Origin of the sequence: Sphingopyxis sp., from assembly GCF_019459305.1 — a bacterium.
Taxonomy (GTDB): Bacteria; Pseudomonadota; Alphaproteobacteria; order Sphingomonadales; family Sphingomonadaceae; genus Sphingopyxis.
The window spans coordinates 14,947-33,900 of sequence record NZ_JAIBES010000095.1 but is presented as its reverse complement, the minus strand read 5'-3'; the positions used below and the strand labels follow the sequence as shown (position 1 = coordinate 33,900).

The 18,954-nt window shown below is 61.8% G+C and carries 17 protein-coding genes; 7 read left to right on the top strand and 10 right to left on the bottom strand.

Going from position 1 to position 18,954, the window contains the following annotated elements; translation table 11 throughout:
* Window positions 1–57: 57 nt before the first annotated feature.
* Window positions 58–2,373, bottom strand: coding sequence for a TonB-dependent receptor (locus K0M74_RS11640; protein ID WP_293972256.1), 2,316 nt, complete (start codon window positions 2,371–2,373; stop codon window positions 58–60).
* A gap of 449 nt (window positions 2,374–2,822) precedes the next feature.
* Complete coding sequence (locus K0M74_RS11635; RefSeq protein ID WP_293972253.1) at window positions 2,823–3,743, bottom strand: LysR substrate-binding domain-containing protein; 921 nt, start codon at window positions 3,741–3,743, stop codon at window positions 2,823–2,825.
* Window positions 3,744–3,844: 101 nt separating this feature from the next.
* Between K0M74_RS11635 and K0M74_RS11630 the strand changes: the two genes are divergently transcribed.
* The 3 genes from K0M74_RS11630 to K0M74_RS11620 all read left to right on the top strand — a co-directional run bounded on the left by K0M74_RS11630 (window position 3,845) and on the right by K0M74_RS11620 (window position 7,421).
* Entirely contained in the window at window positions 3,845–4,609 is a 765-nt protein-coding gene (locus tag K0M74_RS11630) for a phytanoyl-CoA dioxygenase family protein (protein ID WP_293972250.1), read from the top strand.
* 10 nt (window positions 4,610–4,619) lie between these two features.
* The gene (locus K0M74_RS11625; protein ID WP_293972247.1) at window positions 4,620–5,243 is read left to right on the top strand and encodes an NAD(P)H-dependent oxidoreductase; all 624 of its coding nucleotides are present in this window, start codon (window positions 4,620–4,622) and stop codon (window positions 5,241–5,243) included.
* A gap of 870 nt (window positions 5,244–6,113) precedes the next feature.
* A complete protein-coding gene (locus K0M74_RS11620; RefSeq protein ID WP_293972244.1) occupies window positions 6,114–7,421 on the top strand; it encodes an MBL fold metallo-hydrolase in 1,308 nt (435 codons plus the stop codon).
* A gap of 420 nt (window positions 7,422–7,841) precedes the next feature.
* Here K0M74_RS11620 and K0M74_RS11615 read toward each other — a convergent pair whose 3' ends face one another.
* Window positions 7,842–8,528 (bottom strand): MgtC/SapB family protein, encoded by a 687-nt coding sequence (locus K0M74_RS11615; protein WP_293972241.1) that lies wholly within the window; start codon window positions 8,526–8,528, stop codon window positions 7,842–7,844.
* 68 nt (window positions 8,529–8,596) lie between these two features.
* Here K0M74_RS11615 and K0M74_RS11610 point away from each other — a divergent pair, with 68 nt between their 5' ends.
* Window positions 8,597–9,013 (top strand): hypothetical protein, encoded by a 417-nt coding sequence (locus K0M74_RS11610; protein ID WP_293972239.1) that lies wholly within the window; start codon window positions 8,597–8,599, stop codon window positions 9,011–9,013.
* A 231-nt stretch (window positions 9,014–9,244) separates the two neighbouring features.
* Here K0M74_RS11610 and K0M74_RS11605 read toward each other — a convergent pair whose 3' ends face one another.
* Complete coding sequence (locus tag K0M74_RS11605) at window positions 9,245–10,309, bottom strand: L,D-transpeptidase (protein ID WP_293972263.1); 1,065 nt, start codon at window positions 10,307–10,309, stop codon at window positions 9,245–9,247.
* 48 nt (window positions 10,310–10,357) lie between these two features.
* Window positions 10,358–10,981: an urea carboxylase-associated family protein gene (locus tag K0M74_RS11600; protein ID WP_293972236.1), complete on the bottom strand. Its 624-nt coding sequence runs from the start codon at window positions 10,979–10,981 to the stop codon at window positions 10,358–10,360.
* Between the two features lie 577 nt (window positions 10,982–11,558).
* Here K0M74_RS11600 and K0M74_RS11595 point away from each other — a divergent pair.
* The gene (locus tag K0M74_RS11595; protein ID WP_293972233.1) at window positions 11,559–12,446 is read left to right on the top strand and encodes a hypothetical protein; all 888 of its coding nucleotides are present in this window, start codon (window positions 11,559–11,561) and stop codon (window positions 12,444–12,446) included.
* A gap of 180 nt (window positions 12,447–12,626) precedes the next feature.
* Here K0M74_RS11595 and K0M74_RS11590 read toward each other — a convergent pair whose 3' ends face one another.
* Complete coding sequence (locus tag K0M74_RS11590; RefSeq protein WP_293972230.1) at window positions 12,627–13,370, bottom strand: GNAT family N-acetyltransferase; 744 nt, start codon at window positions 13,368–13,370, stop codon at window positions 12,627–12,629.
* A gap of 228 nt (window positions 13,371–13,598) precedes the next feature.
* Here K0M74_RS11590 and K0M74_RS11585 point away from each other — a divergent pair, with 228 nt between their 5' ends.
* Window positions 13,599–13,865 (top strand): KTSC domain-containing protein, encoded by a 267-nt coding sequence (locus tag K0M74_RS11585; protein WP_293972227.1) that lies wholly within the window; start codon window positions 13,599–13,601, stop codon window positions 13,863–13,865.
* A gap of 32 nt (window positions 13,866–13,897) precedes the next feature.
* On the opposite strand, the gene K0M74_RS11580 is transcribed toward K0M74_RS11585, so the two are convergent.
* A complete protein-coding gene (locus K0M74_RS11580; protein ID WP_293972224.1) occupies window positions 13,898–14,776 on the bottom strand; it encodes a Ku protein in 879 nt (292 codons plus the stop codon).
* 223 nt (window positions 14,777–14,999) lie between these two features.
* Between K0M74_RS11580 and K0M74_RS11575 the strand changes: the two genes are divergently transcribed.
* Window positions 15,000–15,770 carry an alpha/beta hydrolase gene (locus K0M74_RS11575; protein WP_293972221.1) on the top strand — a complete coding sequence of 257 codons (771 nt, stop codon included), beginning with the start codon at window positions 15,000–15,002 and terminating at the stop codon, window positions 15,768–15,770.
* Between the two features lie 87 nt (window positions 15,771–15,857).
* Here K0M74_RS11575 and K0M74_RS11570 read toward each other — a convergent pair whose 3' ends face one another.
* The 3 genes from K0M74_RS11570 to K0M74_RS11560 are packed head-to-tail and all read right to left on the bottom strand — an operon-like array spanning window position 15,858 to window position 18,887.
* Window positions 15,858–16,925, bottom strand: coding sequence for a response regulator (locus tag K0M74_RS11570; protein ID WP_293972218.1), 1,068 nt, complete (start codon window positions 16,923–16,925; stop codon window positions 15,858–15,860).
* Window positions 16,926–16,945: 20 nt separating this feature from the next.
* The gene (locus K0M74_RS11565) at window positions 16,946–17,392 is read right to left on the bottom strand and encodes a response regulator (RefSeq protein WP_293972215.1); all 447 of its coding nucleotides are present in this window, start codon (window positions 17,390–17,392) and stop codon (window positions 16,946–16,948) included.
* Window positions 17,385–18,887: an ATP-binding protein gene (locus tag K0M74_RS11560; protein WP_293972212.1), complete on the bottom strand. Its 1,503-nt coding sequence runs from the start codon at window positions 18,885–18,887 to the stop codon at window positions 17,385–17,387. The genes K0M74_RS11565 and K0M74_RS11560 overlap by 8 nt, the downstream gene beginning before the upstream one ends.
* Between the last annotated feature and the right edge of the window lie 67 nt (window positions 18,888–18,954).

Here is an 18,954-nt window from a genome sequence, read left to right as displayed (position 1 = left end):
TTTCCTTTTTGCGTGTGGGGGGCGGCGTACGGGGCCGCGCGCCGGAAAGGATGAGATTTAGAAGTTCATCCGCGCGGTCACGCCGAAATACCGTTCGGCATCACGCGGCGTGATCTGGCGCATAAAGCTCGTGCCGTTCGGGATGCGCTGGATGACGAATTGCTTGTTGGTGAGGTTCTTGACGATGAACGACAGGCTGTATTTATTGTCGTCGGTGCTCACCTTGATCCCGGCATCCCAGATTGCATAGGCGTTCTGAAACGCGTTGGGATTCTGGTTGATGTCGAAATTGGTCTTGCTTTGATAGACGAGCGAGCTGTTCAGATCGACGTTGAAACCGTCGATGTTCAGCGGCAGGCGCCAGTCCATCGTCACCGTGCCCTTGTACTTTGGCGCAAATGGCAGCGGCTTGCCGTTGATGGCATCGGCGCAGGTGATCGCGGCGCCTGCCGGACAAATGAACTTGTTGATGTGTGCATCGGTATAATTGAAGCCACCCGACAGCGAGAGATCGTCGGTGATCGCGGCGTTGAAATCCACTTCGATGCCGCGCGTCGATACTTCGCCCGCGTTGGTCAAGCGCGTGACGACCTGTCCGGCAACCAGGTCGAGGAAATTGGCCTGATAATTGTCATATTTGGCATAAAAGGCCGCGATGTTCAGTGTCAGCCGGCGGTCGAACAAGCGCGTTTTCAGGCCGACTTCATACGCATCGGCCTTTTCAGGCGCGATCCCGCCCGTGTCGCGTGCCAGCATGTTGAAAAAGACGTTGAGCGCCGGCCCCTTGTAGCCGCGCGTGTACATGCCATAGGCCATGACGTCGTCGCTGACGTCATATTGCAGGCCTGCATTGCCCGACCAGCCATTGTCCTTGACCGAACCTGAAGCAGAAAAAGCAGGATTGACGCCCGGAAACGCGGCGGTGGACGTCGAAATCCGGGCAAAGTCGAACGCGACCTTATCCTCAGTATAACGCAGCCCTGCGATGCCTCGCAATGCGTCGGTGAAATTGGCGGTCAGCTGGCCGAACGCCGAATAGCTTGTCAGCTTGGTGGTGAAATCGGCATCGCCCCGATTGGTCACATAGGTCGAGGATCCCGGTGCGCAGGGGGTAAGCCCACCGACCGTCGGAAGGGTTGAAGCGGTGCACGTCGTCACGACGCGGTTGAAATAATCGACTTCCTTGGTGTGATAATAGTAAAGCCCCGCGACATATTCCAGAAACTGCGGATTGGCCGACGCGATGCGTAGCTCCTGCGTGAACTGGTCAAATTTCAGGTCGCCAAGATCGTGGAGCAGAAAATCACCCGCCGCGGTACCGGTGTTGACATTGGTCGGGGAATCAGACCGGAAATCGCCGTCGCGGACCTGGAAATTATACCAGTGCCGGTATGCGGTGATCGATGTCAGCGTCGCCGCGCCAAGATCGACGTCAATCTGCCCCGATAATCCGCTGTTCTTGTCCTTGGTATAGGGATCGAGGTCGTTGTCGATGTCCTTGTTCTTGCCATCAAGCGTCAACGGCGCAAGGCTGGGAATCAACACCGCATTGTTGAACGCCGACGGGAAAACGGTACCAATGCTGTCGGCGAAACCGTTGTCGCTGTTCTTGGAATAATCGGCGATAAGTGTAATTTTCACGGTGTCGGTGGGTTCGGCGATCAGTTTGCCGCGAACACCCCAATGTTCATATCCGTTGACCTTGTTGCCGTTGAACAGATTTCTTCCGTTGCCATCGAACTGCGACCAGAAACCCGTGAGCGAGGCGCTAACGCCGTCGCCGAGTGGGCCGCCGATGCTGCCCCGGATGCGATATTCATTGCCCTCATACCACGAGGCATCAATGTATCCGCCCAGCTCGTTTTCGGGCTCGCGGGTTATGATATTGATAACGCCGGCGCTGGCGTTCTTGCCGAAGAGGCTGCCCTGCGGGCCGCGCAGCACTTCGATGCGTTCGACGTCGAGGAAGTCCGAGGTCTGCTGGCCAGTTCGCGCATAGACGACGCCGTCGATCACTGTCGACACCGACGGCTCGACTCCCGAAGAGAAGCTGATCGTGCCGACGCCGCGGATCGACAGCGCCGAATCCTTGTTGGTGTTACCCTTGCGGAAGGTCAGTGTCGGGACGCGCTGGAACAATTGTTCGGCTGAATTGACATTCGATCGCTCGAGCATGTCGCCCGACACGACCGAGATCGCGACCGGCACATCCTGCAGATTCTGTGCGCGCTTTTGCGCAGTGACGATGATGTCGGTGCTTGCGAAAGGTGCGTCGGTTTCGGTCGGTGCCTCCTGTGCGTGGACCGGGCCAGCGATCAACGCCATCACCATGGTCGTCGAAAGCGTCAGAGCCAGCTTGTACGTCGTCGTCATCGAAAACCTCCCCACTCGCGTCCGGCGGATCATTTGCCCGCCTGGACTTTGAAACGATGGCGAAGCCGCGGGTGCGCGGCCCAGAATCATCTGGTCGGCCCGAAGGCCAACCCGCCACGCATAGGGATGCGCTGCAAAATCATACCAGTCCAATCGAGAAAAATCGCAGGGTTATGTCCAAATGCTATGGCTTGATCGAATAGCCGGGTTTGATTTGCGTTCCCGCAACGAGGCGAAGGCGGTGTGGCTGTGGAGCGAGTTGGTCGCATCTCCATTCTTGGCTGGGCGAGCGGCTGCTGGGACAACGCACCGTCTCTAACGCCGCTATTGCTGATCGACGGGGGCGAGAATTTCTTCCGCCTCCCGGACCTGGTTCGACAACTCTCGATCCCTCTGGGGGCAGTTGCTCGTGGCGCTATCGAGTCCGAGCCACGACCAAGGAGACGGACCTAGGAGGACGAAACCACGTTCTTCACATGTGCGAGACACGCGTCGGTCTCGCGCTTTACATCGGCGTTCAGCCACCCGACGATCTCGGGTGTGGGCCCGATGTCAGGTTCAAGCAATGCAAAATCGAGATAGATCGGCGGCGCAATTGGGCGCACCGCGACGCCCAGTCGGTGGAACAAAGGCGCGCTGAACGGTTCGGCAATCGACACGCCGAGCCCTGCCTCGACAAAGGCGTATAATATCTGCGAATGTTGCGTCTCAAGCCGCCGCGACACCGGGATGCCCGAATTTTCGAGTGCGGCGTCGATCCCGTTCCACAGCGCGTCGGCCTCGTGCATCGGTCCAATGAATTCTTCTCCCGCCAGGTCCGCAACACCGAGATGCGGCCGCGTCGCAAGCGGATGGTTCGCGGGCAGGATGCAGACATATTCGGCGCGCGCGAGCTGGGTCGAGCGAATTCCTTCGCGCCCCTGCGCATCGACTCCGATGCCCAGATCCGCCTGCCCCAGAAAGACGCGCTCTTCGATCGCCCGCTGGCCCAGCGATTCCACCGTGATCTTGATGTCGGGATAAAGGATGCGAAACCGCGCGATCACCGCGGGCAGGATCGCCATCGCGATCGCGGCGAGCGCCGCAATCCGTACCGTTCCCACCGGATGCGCACGGATGCGCCGCGCCGCCTGATCGAGCAGGTCGAGCCCCGCATAGCTCCGCCGAACTGCCTCGTACAGCGCCTGCGCCTGCGCGGTCGGATGCACGCGTGCGCCGCGCCGGTCGAACAGCCGGAATCCCACCGCGCGCTCCATGTCCGCGATCAGCCGACTGACCGAGGGCTGGCTGATATTCAGCATCGTCGCGGCGGCTGTGATGCCCCCGCTCATCATCACGGCGCGAAACGCCTCAACCTGTCTCATTCGCATGAGCCATAGTATAAACGAATGAAAGTGTGATGCAATTCGATTGGATGCAATGGCCGATTATGCGCTACTTGGTGCTTAATGAAACATCCGGGAGAGAGAGAATGGATTACGCCGCCCAGCGCGAACAGTTCGCGACCGAAGGTTATGCGGTATTCGAGCGCATCCTCGAAGGCCCGCTTCTGGAATTACTCCGCGAGGAATGCGGCCGCGTGATCGACCGCGAGGACGCGCGCCTCGACAGCCTCGGCGTCGAGGTTGACGGCATCAGCCACAAGGGCAAGCGCTATTTCGCAGGCGAATGCCAGCGCCGCCAGCCTAGTCTTCGCAACATGCTGTTCAGCGAGACGATGGCCGATATCTGCCGTGCCACCCTCGGCGACGATGCTTATTTCTTCTATGACCAATATGTCGTGAAAGGCGCGAGCGAAGGCATGCCGTTCAGCTGGCACCAGGATTCAGGCTATGTCGTCGGCAATGGCGGCCCTGTTGATCACAAGCCGTACCTCACCTGCTGGTGCACGCTCGACGACACCACCGTCGCGAATGGCACGGTTCGGATCCTGCCTTTCTCAGAGGCGCCCGAAACACGCGAAGGTATCGTTGCCCACACGCGTCAGCCCGGTAGCAATGACCTCGTCGGCTACACCGGTGATAGCGAAGGCGTGACGCTTGAAGTGCCGGCCGGCAGTGTCGTCGCTTTCTCCAGCCTCGCGCTCCACGCGACCGGATCGAACTCGACGCCGAACATGCGCCGTGTCTATCTGGCGCAATACTCGCCCGAACCCATCCTCAATCCCGGCACCAACCATCTTCGTCGTAACGCGATCGCTTTCCTGCGCGGCGGTAGCCAGGTGACATTCAACTGAGGAAAATGACATGATCGAGCGCCCTGTTTCCGCGCATCGTCCCCGCATCGTCGCGCTAGGGGGCAATGCGATCGCTGGCGGCTCAGCCGAGCGCTTGCTTCAACATGTACTCGCGCGCTGCGAAGCACATGGAGCCGATGGCGCGCGCTTTACGGGCGAAGCTATCGACCTTCCGCTATATGCTCCGCACCGCAGCGAGCGCTGTTCGAAGGCGCAAGCGCTGCTGGAAGCCTTGCGCACAGCTGACGGTATCATCGTAGCGTCTCCTGCTTATCACGGCACTGTGTCGGGCGTGGTCAAGAATGCGCTCGATTACGTGCAAGACCTGGTCTTGGACGCACAGCCCTATTTCGACGGACGCGCCGTTGGCCTAATTGCTGTTGCCGGCGGTTGGCAGGCTGCTGGCAGTACGCTTGCGACGCTGCGCTCGATTACGCATGCGTTGCGCGGCTGGCCGACTCCCCTTGGCGTCGCCGCCAACTCCAGCCAACCACTTTTCGATGTCAACGGCCAGGTGGCCGATCGTGACATCAATCAACAGCTGGACATTCTTGCACAGCAGGTTGTCTCGTTCGCACGGATGAAAGCATCTCAAGCCGTTGCCGCGCACTCACATTTTTCTGTCGTTTCCTAATATTTTGTCGATCGCGTCCTAGCCGAAGCTGTGACGGACGCCGTCGTTAAACGACCGTAGGGCAACAGGGACCTGCGCGTCGGGCTTGAAGTATCGGCCAAAGCGGTCATATTCGCCGCATCGTCAACAAGCGAAAGGAGGTGGTCGAATGTCTCATTGTCACGCGCCGCATGCGGCAGAATTGAGCATGATCGTCCTCGCGGGAGTCGTGCTCGGCTAAGGTCTCCGCGTGCAGCAAGACAATGGAAGGGGCGCCCCCCAAAGCGGCCCCACGGGGTTTTGGGGGGCAGGGGCCCCCCGGCGGCATGGGTGGTGCGGGGCAGTCGGGTGGGGCGAATACACCCCCCCCCCATTCGTTGTTTCGGGGGACAGGCCACGCGCTGCTCATTGCTGCTTCCGGGCCATACGGGTGGGCATGATCCGCACGCCCGCGGCGCAGTACCTCCAAGACCAGCAGGGGAAGCTCGCCGTTCTGGCCGGGCCGGACATAAGGGGGGCTTGTCGCACTGAACCGTGCAAGAGCCGCTAATCGGCGCCGATCGAGGCGGCGGCGCTTCCATAGCAACGCCGCTGCCGAGATACCAGGCGAGGGGGCTGGAATGATATCGCCGATGCGGAAGGAAAGGCCTTTCCTACAAAATCCTGCCGTGTCATCTCGGCATCATGGACAGCAAATCGAACTGGAAAGCGCGCCGTCGCGGCCTTGTTCTGGCTCGCGACCGTGCTGGTCGCAGGATCGTTCGTTGCCGGCTGATTGCGGGAATTCGCTCGTTGTTCGGCTAGATGAAGTTATGAATACGCCGTCGTCGTGGCGAACGGGCGAGGGTTCGGCACGATGAGCCTTTGGACGAGGGCGAAAGGAGGGGCTTCATGATCCTTCGATCCTGGTTGGCAGCGCTGATGCTCGGTGCGGTCATGCTTACCGCGGCACCGGCTGTTGCCGATGACGTCGCCCCCAGCGCGCGCGTGTCGAGCGCGGTACTGGTTCGCGAAGGACCATCGACCGATACCGCCATATTGGCCCGGCTGCGCCCTGGCGAAAGCGCGACTCTCGTCGGTGACGTGAGCGGCTGGTATATCGTCGAGCTTGCGGACGGCACGCGTGGCTATGTGAGCAAGGCCTGGACGATCGTGCGCGCCGACGTTGGCGGTGAGGCGCTGGCAGCAGTTCCTCACAAGGTCCATGTCATCGACGTCGGCACCGGGCTTGCGGTGTTTGTCGAGGGGCCGGGCTATGCGCTTCTTTACGATGCCGGCAGCCAGGACGATCTCCACGGCGGCGATGAAAACCGGGTTGTTGCCTATATCCGCGCGGCGCGACCCGACCTGACCCGGATCGATCATCTGATCCTCAGCCATCCGCACAAGGACCATCTTCAACTGATGCCAGGCGTGTTCGAGCGGTTTCAGGTCGCGAACATCTGGGAGTCGGGCCGCGTCAACAGGACCGATGGTTACTGCCATTTTCTGAAAGCTGCGATGGCGGAACCTGGGGCGCTCTACCATGACGCGATTGCATCGAACGCGACGCGGAGCGTCACCTTCTCCGGCAGCGGCTGTAATGGGACTGTGACCGTGCACCAGGCCGCAATGATGAGCGAAGTGCCCGTTGCGCTCGGCCCGGCGGCGTCGATGCACTTTCTTTATCGCGACGCACATCCGCATTCCGACCCCAACGGCAATAGCGTCGTCATCCGTCTCGATCTCGGCGGCAAACGGGTCCTGCTGACCGGCGACGCCGAGGGCGGCGAACGCGAACCGCCCGCAACGCCGCCCAGCCCGCGCAGCATCGAAGCAAAACTGATCGCTTGCTGCGCTGCTGATCTGCAGGCCGATGTGCTTGTGGTCGGCCATCATGGCAGCCTCACCTCGTCGCGCACCGCCTTCCTCGATGCAGTAGGCGCCTCGATCTATGCAATATCCTCGGGACCCTATCCCTATCATCGCGTCCGGCTCCCCGACCCTGAAATCGTTGCCGAACTTGCCGCGCGCGGCCAGGTGCTTCGAACCGACCGCGAAGATGGTTTTCGCCTGGAAGATGAAGCGCGCGCCTGCGAAATGCGTCAGCGCAAGGTCGGGCCTGACGCCGACGAGACGCCGGGCGGATGCGACAATATCCTGATTACGATCGAGGGCGATCGGCCAATCGTAGCGGGCTACTCGGCGCTGGTCGATTGACGCGGCGGGCGATCTGCCCTGGCCCGGCGAGCATGATAGCAACGGCCTCTGGCAACCTGGATTCTGTTATCCTGCGGGCATCGCGCGTTTGCGCGCCCCGCTGGCAGTCGTCGGCGATGAGGACGGACGGTTAGCAGTGCGAGATCTGCGCCGGTCCTTCCAGGGCGGGGGTAAAATCGAGGGTTCGTAGCGTCGATACTTGGCGGAAGCGGGCGGCGGCATTGCCTTCGGATGGACAGGCGACCGGTGCGTGGGGTGCTTTGCTTGCAGCGTACCGACATGCCCGCAAAAGTCGATTGTCGGCGATCGTGTCGCGGGAAGGGCAACCCGCCTTCGAACGTTTCTCATCGAAAAGATGGCTACTCGCCCGGATCGGCCGTGCTTGCCTGACGCCTTGTGTCACGAGCGTATGGGCTTTGGTCAGCCTTGCTGAGGGCGGATCTCGAAACCGGTGACGTTGGGGTTGCCGGTCAGGCTGTCGGCCAGTCGATCGACGCGCTCATCGCTATAGCCATGCGCGACCGCGCCAAATTCTATGACGTTGTTGGCCATAACCTGATCGATGGTGATGACCCGCAGCCCATGTTCGGCGAGCAGCGCGCCAAACACGCGGGCACTGATCGCATCCGACCGCCGATACGTCGCCTTCAGATGGACGATGCGCTGCTGGGGAGAGCGCCGATCGGTGATCGAGACGGCCGCCAGCACAAGCACGGTTGCGGCCGCGCCGAAGATCGCCAATTCATAGAAACCGATTCCGAACAATATGCCAAGCGTTGCGGTCATCCACAGCGACGCCGCGGTCGTCAGACCGCGCACGTTGAATCCCTCCCGAAAGATGACGCCGCCGCAGAGAAATCCGATCCCGGTCAGGATCCCGTGCGCCATGCGCACCGGATCGATGCGCACCACTTCGACGGGCGCATCATTGAGCCATGCCATCTGATGAACTGCCGAGAGCATGAGCAGGCAGCACGACAGGCCGACGAGGATATGGGTTCGCAGTCCGGCGGGACTGGCGCGATACTCGCGTTCCGACCCGATGATCGCGCTGGCCAGTATCGCTCCCAAGATCGGCCAATAGAGGTCGGGATTAAGCAGGTCCATTCAACCACCCGCTATGGCACTGATCGCCAGCGGAACCGTGGCCGGAGCAGGGGCTAGGCGGGAAGCGCATGTCACATTTGTGTAACGCTTCATTTTCGGGCCAGTTGCACCGGCGGCGCGAGACTGGGGAAACATCCCACTTCGCACGTAAAATCTCGCAGATGCAACCTGGGTTAACGCGAATGTCGCCATGGACCGGAACTTTTTGCCTTAGGGTGAAGGGCACGATGGGGGTCACGATGGAAGAGGATCCTTTTTGGATTGCTGTTGTTGCGGCGGAGGATGAACATGGCGAAGCGGCAGCGGCATATGCGCGCCGTGAGGCGGATCGCTGCGCCGCTGCTGGCGATGTAGAGCAGGCCGAAATCTGGGCGGCAGCGGCGAACAGCTTGCATATCCTGCACGCAATCAACCGGCAGTGGGCACGCTCGAACCGCGCGCCGCTTTTGCCGACGATAAGGCCAAGACCGGATGTTCGTGACTAGCGCTGCGGGCCGTTTGTGCAGCGGCGCCCTTTTCCCAGCTGTCAGGCGGATCAGTCGCCGAAGGGGATCATCAGCGGGTCAATGAATGGCAAGCCTCGGGAATGAGGCACCGACTGCAAAATGCGTTGCGCGATATGAGGCAGCGCCCAAGAGAGTGCCCGGAGAGGCGTATTCCCTGAGCCATGACACCGATCGGACGCGCGCGAACCGCATCGTGCGCGCTTTTCTCCGTCAGTTCTGGAAAATGGCAGGCGTCCCGGGTTTCACCATCTGCGCCAGCCGCGCTGCATCCCAGTTGGTCAGTCGGACGCAGCCATGGCTTTCGGCGCGACCGATCGTGTGCGGCTCGCTTGTGCCATGGATGCCATAATGCGGCTTGTTGATGTCGATCCAAGCCACCCCGACGGGGCTGTTCGGCCCCGGTTGCAGCAGCGCCGTCTCTTTGCTGTCGCTCACGTCCCAGAACAATTTGGGGTTGTAGTGGAAATCTGGATTGCGGCTGACGCCCAGGATTTTCCAGGTCCCGATCGGCAGCGGATCGCGGCTGCTTCCCATCGTGGCGGGGAATTGCGCGATCAGCTTGTCACTGGCGTCGAACACCTTCAGCACGCCTTCGGATTTGTCGACGACGACCTTGGCCGCAGCGGGTTGGTTGGGCGCGACGCCGAGGCGTTCCAGCGTCCCGTTCCAGCCGCGCGAATCCTTGCCCAGCGTCGATCGGTCGATGTCCGCGATGTTGGGAACGCGGAACGGGCGGCCAGCGCCGACCAGCGTCGATGCGCTGTTCAGCGCGACGAGCGTTTCGGGCGTGGTGTGAAAGCGTTCGGCCAGCGCCTCGGTCAGGTTGCGATAGCCGAGCGCGGGCAATTTCGCCTGTTCGGCCGCGTCTTTCGGAAAGGCCGGGACGAACGGTCCTTTGGCAAAGCCTGCCGGAATGATGACAACCCGCGTCGCGGGCAGCTGGCGCCCCCGCTGCAACGCCTGCTCCGTCGCGGTGTCAAGCTTGCCTGTGTCGGCGAGATCATTGGCCTGCTGAAAACCGCGCAATGCCGCAGCATAGGACGCGCCCTCCTTGCCATCGATGACGCCGGGCGAGAAACCGAGATGATCGAGGATGACCTGCGCCCGCAGGATGGGGGTTTCCGTAAAGGGGCGCGCGTCCGGTTCGGCATCGGCGAATATCAGACTATCGCCGTCGGACGTCGCCGCTGTCGCCGGGCGCGTTTCGTCCGCATTTTTGTCGGGTGACGCATTGCAGCCGGCGAGCAGAAGCGCCCCGGCGATATACATTGGAATTTTCAAGCGCGGTCCTCTCGGTTGAGGCTTGTTCAACGATTGCGCAGCCTAAAGGATGCGTGACATCTGCGGCTCAAGGCGCGTCAGCGGCTCGCGCTCGATTTCGTAGTGGATCGGTTTGAACGTCCCCCCGCAACTGTCATAGGCTGAACAGGCGGTGAGCCCGATGATCAGGTCGTCGAGCGCGCGCAAACGGATGAAATCGCCAGGCGCGGTTCGCGGCGGCAGCACTTTGACCCTGCCGGCGTCGTCGACCGGAACGTGCATGAAGAGGTTGAATGCGACAGGAATATCGTCCTCGGCGATGCCATAGGGTGCCAGCGCTTCGGCCAGATTGCCGAAACAGCCGCGATGCACCGGCTTGTCCTTGTAGAAATGGCGAAAGGTTGCCTCACTGCACGGGGTCAGCAGAAAATCATGCGTGCCGACATTGTCTTCGACAATCTCGAGCATCGGATTGGACCGGTTCGACCACAGCCGGTTGCCCGTCGTCAGCCGGATCGTCTCCTCATAATCAAACGTCCGCCCGTTCGAGACGACCTCGCGAACGTCGCCGCGCGTAAAGGCGAGCATGTCGCTGACCTGTCCGCCCTCGGGATCGATCACGCGCAGCGTTTCACCGCGGAGCAGGGGAAAGGCCGTGCCGCTTCGCGGCGCAATAATTTCGGTCATGCCATGGTCTTTCGCGAGAGAGATTTGGATCAACTACGCTTGGATCGGGCGATGGCTGCTTCGGCAGGGCAAAGTCTGGTCATCGCTGATTTTTCCCATCCGCCTGCGAATTTCGCCTGGAATCGTTATTCTGGAACCGAAAGCTGCCGAGGTGCTGAGAGGTGGCACGCCAGCGGGACACCAGGACATCGAGCAATGAAAATGCTGCCGGCATTGCCTGAAGCTGTTCGCCGCGGCGGTCATGACTTCGACAGCTGCTCAACGTCTTGGCGGACGTTGTCAGAACCGCAGCAAACTGGCGCTGCTATCGGAGGCGCACCGACGTCCATGGCGGAGACAACCGCGCCGGCGCAGCCATGGCGCCGCGAACCAACCGATGTGCGCGCATATGACGACCGAGCAACAGATTGTTTCTAAATGCTCAAACAGGCAACCGACGCATCGGCAAAGAGTTGAACGGTAATCTGGAGCATCGGCGCGGCCACGACAGCGCGGATTTTCCACCTGTGAAGGCGGCGGGCCTGGCCAACAGCCTGGGTTGCCAATGCCGCAAGCTCTTTGATTGAAGGTCAGTCTCATGAACATCAAATACCTCCTGATCGCTGCTACAAGCACGTTGCTTTTCTCGGGCGCTGCTGCGGCGCAGGAGCAGCGTCAGCCGCAGGGAAATATCCTTGAGCAATTGCTGGGGTCTGTGTTCGGCAACAACGAACAGGCCAGCGAACAGACCTTGGAATCCGACTGGAATCAGGGGCGCCGACCTTTTGCCCAGCGTCGCGCCATGTTGGAGCAGCGGATCGATACCGCCGTGCGTGACGGTTCGCTTAGCCGACGCGAAGCGGACCAGATGCGCCGCGAGTATGATGAGATCGTCCGGTTGGAAGCGCAATACTCGGCCAACGGCAATATGTCGCAGCAGCAGCGCGGCGATCTGCGGATGCGATATCGGGCTTTGACGCAGCGGATTGCTGGCCAGACGACCGGTCCGGGTGGCTATCAGGACGAGGGTCGGTGGCAGATGTTGTCGACGCGCAACGCCGATTTTGAACAGCGGTTAACGAGCGGACTGCGGAACCGAACCATTACGCAGGCAGAAGCCACGCGGCTGCGCAGCGAGTGGCGCTCCCTGGCCCAGCTTGAGGCGCGCTATCAGCGTGGTGGGTTCGATGCACGCGAGCAGGCCGATCTATGGGCGCGATACAATGCGATCATCGATCGCCTTGGGGGCGGCTATGGCAATGACGGCAACAACGCCCGCTGGAGCCAGCTGGAAACACGCTTGGCTGCATTGGAACGCAATGGCACCATTAACCGCAACGACGCGGTGCAGGTTCGGGCGCAGCTCGGCGACCTCGCAAGGCTCGACGCAGCTTATGCGACAGGTGGATATAGCGCCGATGAGCGGACGTATCTGACCCGGCGATTTGGTGAGCTGGAACGGATGCTCGGAAGTATCCGTCGATAACAGGCGTGCGACAGCGAGCCGCGGCGCGGCGATTGCGAGCATCAGCAGGGTCAGGATAGGGCGCGCGCTGACCTGTCTCTGTGCCGTAACCGCGCGACTGGATGGCGGACTGGCGTTTCGGGTCAGGCGCGACAGCCACGATCCTGCGCGATCGGCTGTCAGCAGCGCGGCGATCCGATATCAGTCCGCCAGCGCGCGTACAAACCTGTAGCTTTTTTGGTCATAACCTCGTTTTCGGAAGAAGTTATGGGCATTGTCGATCATGATGTCGCTCATCGCCTCGACCGCGCCGCATCCCGCACTTGCGAGCGCTTCGAGCGCGGGCTCCATCATCGCTGAGGCAATTCCACTGCGCCGGTGCCGCTTGTCGACCAAAAGCAGCGTGAGCCGTCCCAGCAGGCCGCGGTGGATAGTGGGCATGACCACCCAGGCGCAGCAGCCTATGACGCCGTCGCGCTCGGCGACAACCAGCCCGCCTTTTGTCCGTTTGAGCGATGCGATATTGGCTGCGATGTCGCCGCGTTCGATCCTGGCGCCCGCGATCTGGCGCAGCAGCACTGCTAGCGCCGCGGCATCGGCGACGATTGCCGGCCGAATATGCCAGTTGGGAGCGGACGCGGCCTTGGAGCCCTCTTTGGCGACGATACGCAGCACCGGCGCGGCGGGCGACCGCGGCGACTTGGGCGGGGCTTCTGCCCGCCGCCGCGCTTTCGTCTCGGTCGCACCCGCCCGAGCTGGCCTCTGGGCTCGGCGCCGCACCGGTGATGGTTCGTCGCGTGGTTCGACGGGATCTTTCTTCTTTGCCGGTTGGGCACGGGATGTGGTCTCGGCCGAGAGTTTCCAGGTGCCGAGCGCGCGACCACGAAGATAGGCTTCGACCTCCTGCGCCGTGGCAGTAAGTCCGGATTCGCCGATCCCGAGCAAGGCTTCGCCCTTTGCATCGGTCAAGCCGAATTTGCCGAAGTCTCCAACCCCCGGTTTGCGCTTGCGGGAGCGCAGGAGTTTCATCCCGCGATGTTCGGCCATCGCGCGCAGCTGATCAGCGGTGGGGGAAGTTGCCATCGTTCAGCTTGTCGAAACGCGCCGCGCGTGCGCGGTTCCGGGCAAAGCGGGTGACGCCGCAAGCCGGCTGCGACGGCGACAGGAACGATTATGAAACCCATGCGCTTGGACCGCATGCGTGTGCATCGCTTCAGCCAATCTTCGACGATTGATCAAATTGTCTATGATGCCGCCGCGCGGACGCTTTCGATCGCGTTTCACGATAGCGGCAAATATGTTTACGATGGCGTCCCCGAGACGCTGTTCGAGGCCTTTTGCCGCGCCCGGTCTGCGGGAGCGTTTTTCCAGGAACGGATCAGGAATCGCTACCGATTTCGCCGCGATCCCGAGCGCCGGCGCTTCGGACCGAACGCCTAACAATGTCCCGCCGCGCTGCATCGATCAGCCGATCAGGCGCGCTTGCGAGCAGGGGTTTTCGCGGCCTTCTTGGCCGGGGTCTTGGCAGCGCTTTTCTTGGTGCCGGCTTTCGATTTGACAGCGCTTGCACCGCCCACCGATTTCTTGAGTGCTGCCATCAGGTCGATGACGTTCGAGCCGCGCGTCTCGCTGCCGCCGCCCTCGCTCTCGATATTGAGTGTCTTGCCCTTCTTCTTGCGTTCGATGAGGTCGCGCAGCGCCTCGACGTAACGATCGTGGAAATCGCTCGCATCGAATTTGCCGGTCTTCTTGTCGATCAAGGTTGTCGCGAGATCGAGCAGGTCTTCATCAGGGTCGCCTTCTCCGATATCACGGAAATAGCTTGCGGCCTTGTTCACCTCATCGGCGTAGCGCAGCGTTTCCATGACCAGACCGCGCCCGCACGGCTTGATGCTGACGACATATTCACGGCCGCGCATCGCAAGTTGCCCGAGCCCGACCTTGCGGCTGCGGCGCAGCGCCTCGCGCAGGACGATGAATGCCTCTTCAGCAAGGTCGTCGGCAGGCACGACATAATAGGGCTTTTCGAAATAGATTGCGTCGATGTCATGCGCCTCGACGAACTGGGTCAGTTCGAGTGTCTTCTTGCTTTCCAGCTTGACCCCCTCAATCTCGTCTTCGTCCAGAATGACATATTCGCCCTTGGCATATTCAAAGCCCTTGACGATCTCGTCGACGTCCACCGGGCCGATGCCGGGCACGACCTTTTCATATTTGATGCGCTTGCCCGATGGTTCGTGAATCTGGTTGAAAGCTATGGTCGCGCCGCTTTTCGTGGCAGTATAGATTTCGACCGGAATCGAGACCAGTGCCAGCCTGATTTGGCCCTTCCAATAGGGTCGTACAGCCATGATCGTCTCCCTTGATGCTACTCCTTCAATCCGCGATGACGATGGACGTTCCGCTCTGACGTGCGCGCCGCGACATCGTACCAAAATTCTGGAAATTCGGCCCCCCTGCGGTAGCTGCGATCCGGAAATTCCGATTAACCTCGATCAATTTGGAGCAACGATGTCCTTGGCTGGCGGTTGTCGGTCCATGACCCACGCAAGTAAAAGCGCCGCACGTGCGGCAATGCCCCGTCCGCCATCGCCCTGGCTCGCCGCGGCCGAGCTGCCGCGGGCCGTGTCGGAATTCGGCCTGCTCGCCGCGAGCATCCCGGGCCTTCTCCGCAGCGCCGCACGCGGTGACGGACACCCCGTTCTGGTTCTGCCCGGCCTCCTTGCAGGAGACCGGTCGACTGCTGCGCTTCGCGCCATCCTTGACAGGCTCGGCTTTGACGCCCGGGCGTGGGGTCTCGGGCGCAACCGCGGACCGCGCGCGGTAGGTTCGCGCGGTGAACTTCTTCAGGCGCGCGTCGAGGCGCTGGCTGGTGAAACGGGGCGCAAGGTGAGCCTGGTGGGCTGGAGTCTTGGCGGGCTCTATGCGCGCCTGCTCGCCCGGCGCTTGCCAGGGCACGTTCGTCAGCTGATCACGCTAGGGTCGCCTTTCATGGACAAGGGCAAGGCGACCCATGCAGGCAAGATTTTCGAGATGGTCAGTGGCACTGCGCGGGACGATCGCGCCAACCGTGCCTTGCTCGCTGAGCTGGCCGCGCCATGCCCCATACCCTCGTCGGCGCTCTACAGCCGATCCGACGGCGTTTGTGCCTGGCAGGTCTGCCGCGAGACGACGGGCGCGCAGCGGGAAAATATTGAGGTCTTTGGCAGCCACTGCGGCCTCGGGGTCAATCCAAGTGTAATCTTCGCCGTCGCTGACCGGCTGGCGCAAGCCGAAGGTTGTTGGACGCCCTTTGCGCCGCGCGGCTTGTCGTCATGGGCCTTTCCAACGCAGGGACATGCCTGAGTTAGTCGGCGCGCCAATCCGCGCCACAATTTTCTATGCCCGGAAACACTGCCGGACAGCGGGAACAACGACCTGAGCGGGCAGCATTTAGAGCCTGTTTGTGCATGCTTGAATGGGGGAGAGGTCGGTGCTTGCCAAGGGCAGTTTCGCCACCGCGCGCGTTCCGGGCGTGCGGCGGTCGGGGTGCATTTTCTCGTAGCGGATCTCCGCGCGGTGCGGGCGTGCAAGCGCGGAGATGAGCCGGGTTCCCAGCCCGGTTCCGCGCACCGCACCGCCTTCGGGCCAACCGACGCCATCATCCTCGACTGCGAGCTCGAGCGTCATGTCGTCGATCGAAAGCAAAATGCGGACTTCGCCGGTGCTGCCATCATAGGCATATTTACAGGCATTGCTCACCCACTCATTGACGATCATCCCTAGCGCGACCGCCTTGTCCGTCGAGATTTTCAGCCGCGGCGCTTCGGCGCGAACGGTGCGCAAACGCTCGCCCGTTGACCAAGTGGTGGCAAGATCGACGGCAAGCCCTTCGAGATACTCGTCGATCGCGACATATTCGACGTCGTCGCTGGTGTAGAGCCGCCGGTTCACATGCGCGATCGTCGCGATGCGCTGCTGCGTCTGCTGGAGCGCTTCGCGCGCGCCGGCGTCGCTGAGCGTGCGTGACTGCAGCGCAATGAACGACATCACCATCTGAAGGTTATTGGCGACGCGGTGGTTCACTTCCTTGAGGAGGGCTTCGAGGCGGGCGTTGCTTACCCTGAGATCCGCCTCTGCCCGCTCGCGGTCTTGCCTGAGCTGCGCGCGCTCAAGGACCTGTTCGAAGCTGCTCGCAAGGAGGTTGAAGAAATCCTCGCCAACCGACTTCACGACATAATCGTCGGCGCCCGATTTGAGCGCCGCCACGGCGATACGGCTTTCTTCCGATCCGGTCACATAAACAACCGGCGGGCAAGCAGGCAGCGCACGCAGCGCCTCGAGCGTCTGGAGCCCGTCCAGCCCCGGCATGTAATGATCGACCGCAACCAGGTCGAAATTGTCGCCTGCAACCAGCGCCAGCCCTTCGCTGCCGCTCGCTGCCAGGCTCACCTCATAGCCCTTGCGCGAGAGCGAGCGCGCGACGAGGCGCCGTATGCCTTCGTCGTCGTCGATGTACAATATGCGCCTTGGCGCCATTGTCAGATCGGGTCCGGATCGGGGACCTGGATCACCGAGAGGAACAGCCCGAGCTGACGGATGGCATCCGCGAAGCTCTCATAGTTTACCGGCTTGGTGATATAGACGTTGCAGCCGAGGTCGTAACAGCGCTGGATTTCGACCTTGTCGTCGGTGGTCGTCAGCACCACGACCGGCGTTCGGCGCAGCGCGCTGTCATCGGCTTTGATCTTGGCGAGAATATCGGTGCCGCTCATGTCAGGCAGGTTGAGGTCGAGAAGGATCAGCGCAGGTCCGTTGCGGACCGGACCCTCGTCGGCATCGTGGAGAAAGGCGAGCGCAGTGCCGCCATCGGTAAAATGATGGATCGTATTCGAAATCCCGGCGCGCCTGATATTCTTTTCAATCAGCCGCGCATGGCCTTCGTCATCCTCGATCATCACAATATTGACTGGTTGGTGTTCAGTCATCGCCATTCCCGCCTCGCCATTCGCTCGGCAAGATCAGGCGGAAGGTCGACCCTTCCCCCAATGCCGATGCCACTTCGATGAATCCGCCGAGGCGATAAGCGAGCGCCCGCGCATGTGCAAGGCCGATGCCTTCGCCGGGTTGATCCTGCGCCCCCGAGCGCCGAAACAGATCGAATATCCGCTCATGGTCCCGGGGGTCAATTCCGCGGCCATTGTCGCTGACCTCGACGATGACGCGGCCATATTCGGTGCGACCCGTGACCCCGATTTGGCCCTTCACGCCCGGTTTCAGATATTTCAGCGCATTTTCGATCAGGTTCGACAGAATCTGTTCGACCGCGACGCGGTCGTTGACGACCGGGGGGAGGGGCTCGATAGTGAGCGTGGTGCCGGTTTCCTCGACGCGGTGATGCAGGCTGTCGCTGATCCCGCTTGCGATCGCAGTGAGATCGAGGTGCTCGGGGGCGAGCGTGCGACGACCCTGCCGCGACAGCTGCAGGATCGCATTGATCAGCCGATCCATTTTCTGTGTCGAGCTGCGGATGAAACCGATTGCCTCCGGCAAATCCTCATCGATCGCGAGGCGGGTGTCGCGGTCGGGTGCGGCCCAGCCTTCGGCGTCGCTCCGCTCGATATAGCCCGCAATCGCCTTGCGCGCCGCCTCAAGCTCGGCGGTGAATCCCATGACATTGACGAGGGGGGATCGCAGATCGTGCGAGACGATGTAGGCAAAACGCTGGATCTCGCTGTTCGCGCGCTGGAGTTCGGCGGTCCGGGCATCGACAAGCTGTTCGAGACCCGCGTTCAAATTGTTGAGCTCCTCCCGCGAATCCCGAAGCTCGGCCAGATTTCGGCGCACGAGGAAGAGCGTCGCGGCGGCAACGATCAGGATCAACAGACCGGTGCCGGCGAGCGTGGCGGTGAAGAGAAACTGCGTCTGCTTCTGTCGCGCCTCTCGGCTCCGGAGCAGGCGCAGTTCCTCGTCCAACATTGTTTCGACGACGCGGCGCGCCTCGCGGACGTACCCGACGCCGGTGTCGTTCATGAAATTCGCGAGCATTTCCTGCCGCGCCGCGCCGGTGAGCTGCACCGAACGGCGGTGATAGGTGCCGTAGGCATCGAGCAAAGCGCGCAATCTCGCAGTGCGCTGCTGCTGCGTCGGATTGTCGCGGGTGAGATCCATCATAGCCGCCAGGTTCTTGCGCGCGCTGACCTCTGCCTCGCCCATGATCGTGGCAAAGGCGGGATTGCCGGTCAGTAGCAGGCCGCGGCGCGCGGTCTCCAGCCGCTCGTTGGAACTCGCGAAACCCCCGAGACGCACCTCGACCGCGAGCGTATGCGATACAAGCGCCGCGCTCGCTTCATTGTCGCGCTGGACCCAGAACACCGCCGCTGCCGCGAAGAGAAGTGCCGCAAAGCCGACACCAAGCAGGACAATGATAGCACGATTGGCGCGCGCGTCGCGCCCCAAGGGTGCTGGCTTACCCAGTTTCATATATGGAACCCATATCCCGATCACGCGGCGACGGTTGGCGGCGCGTCCACCGTCATAAGGAAGAGCG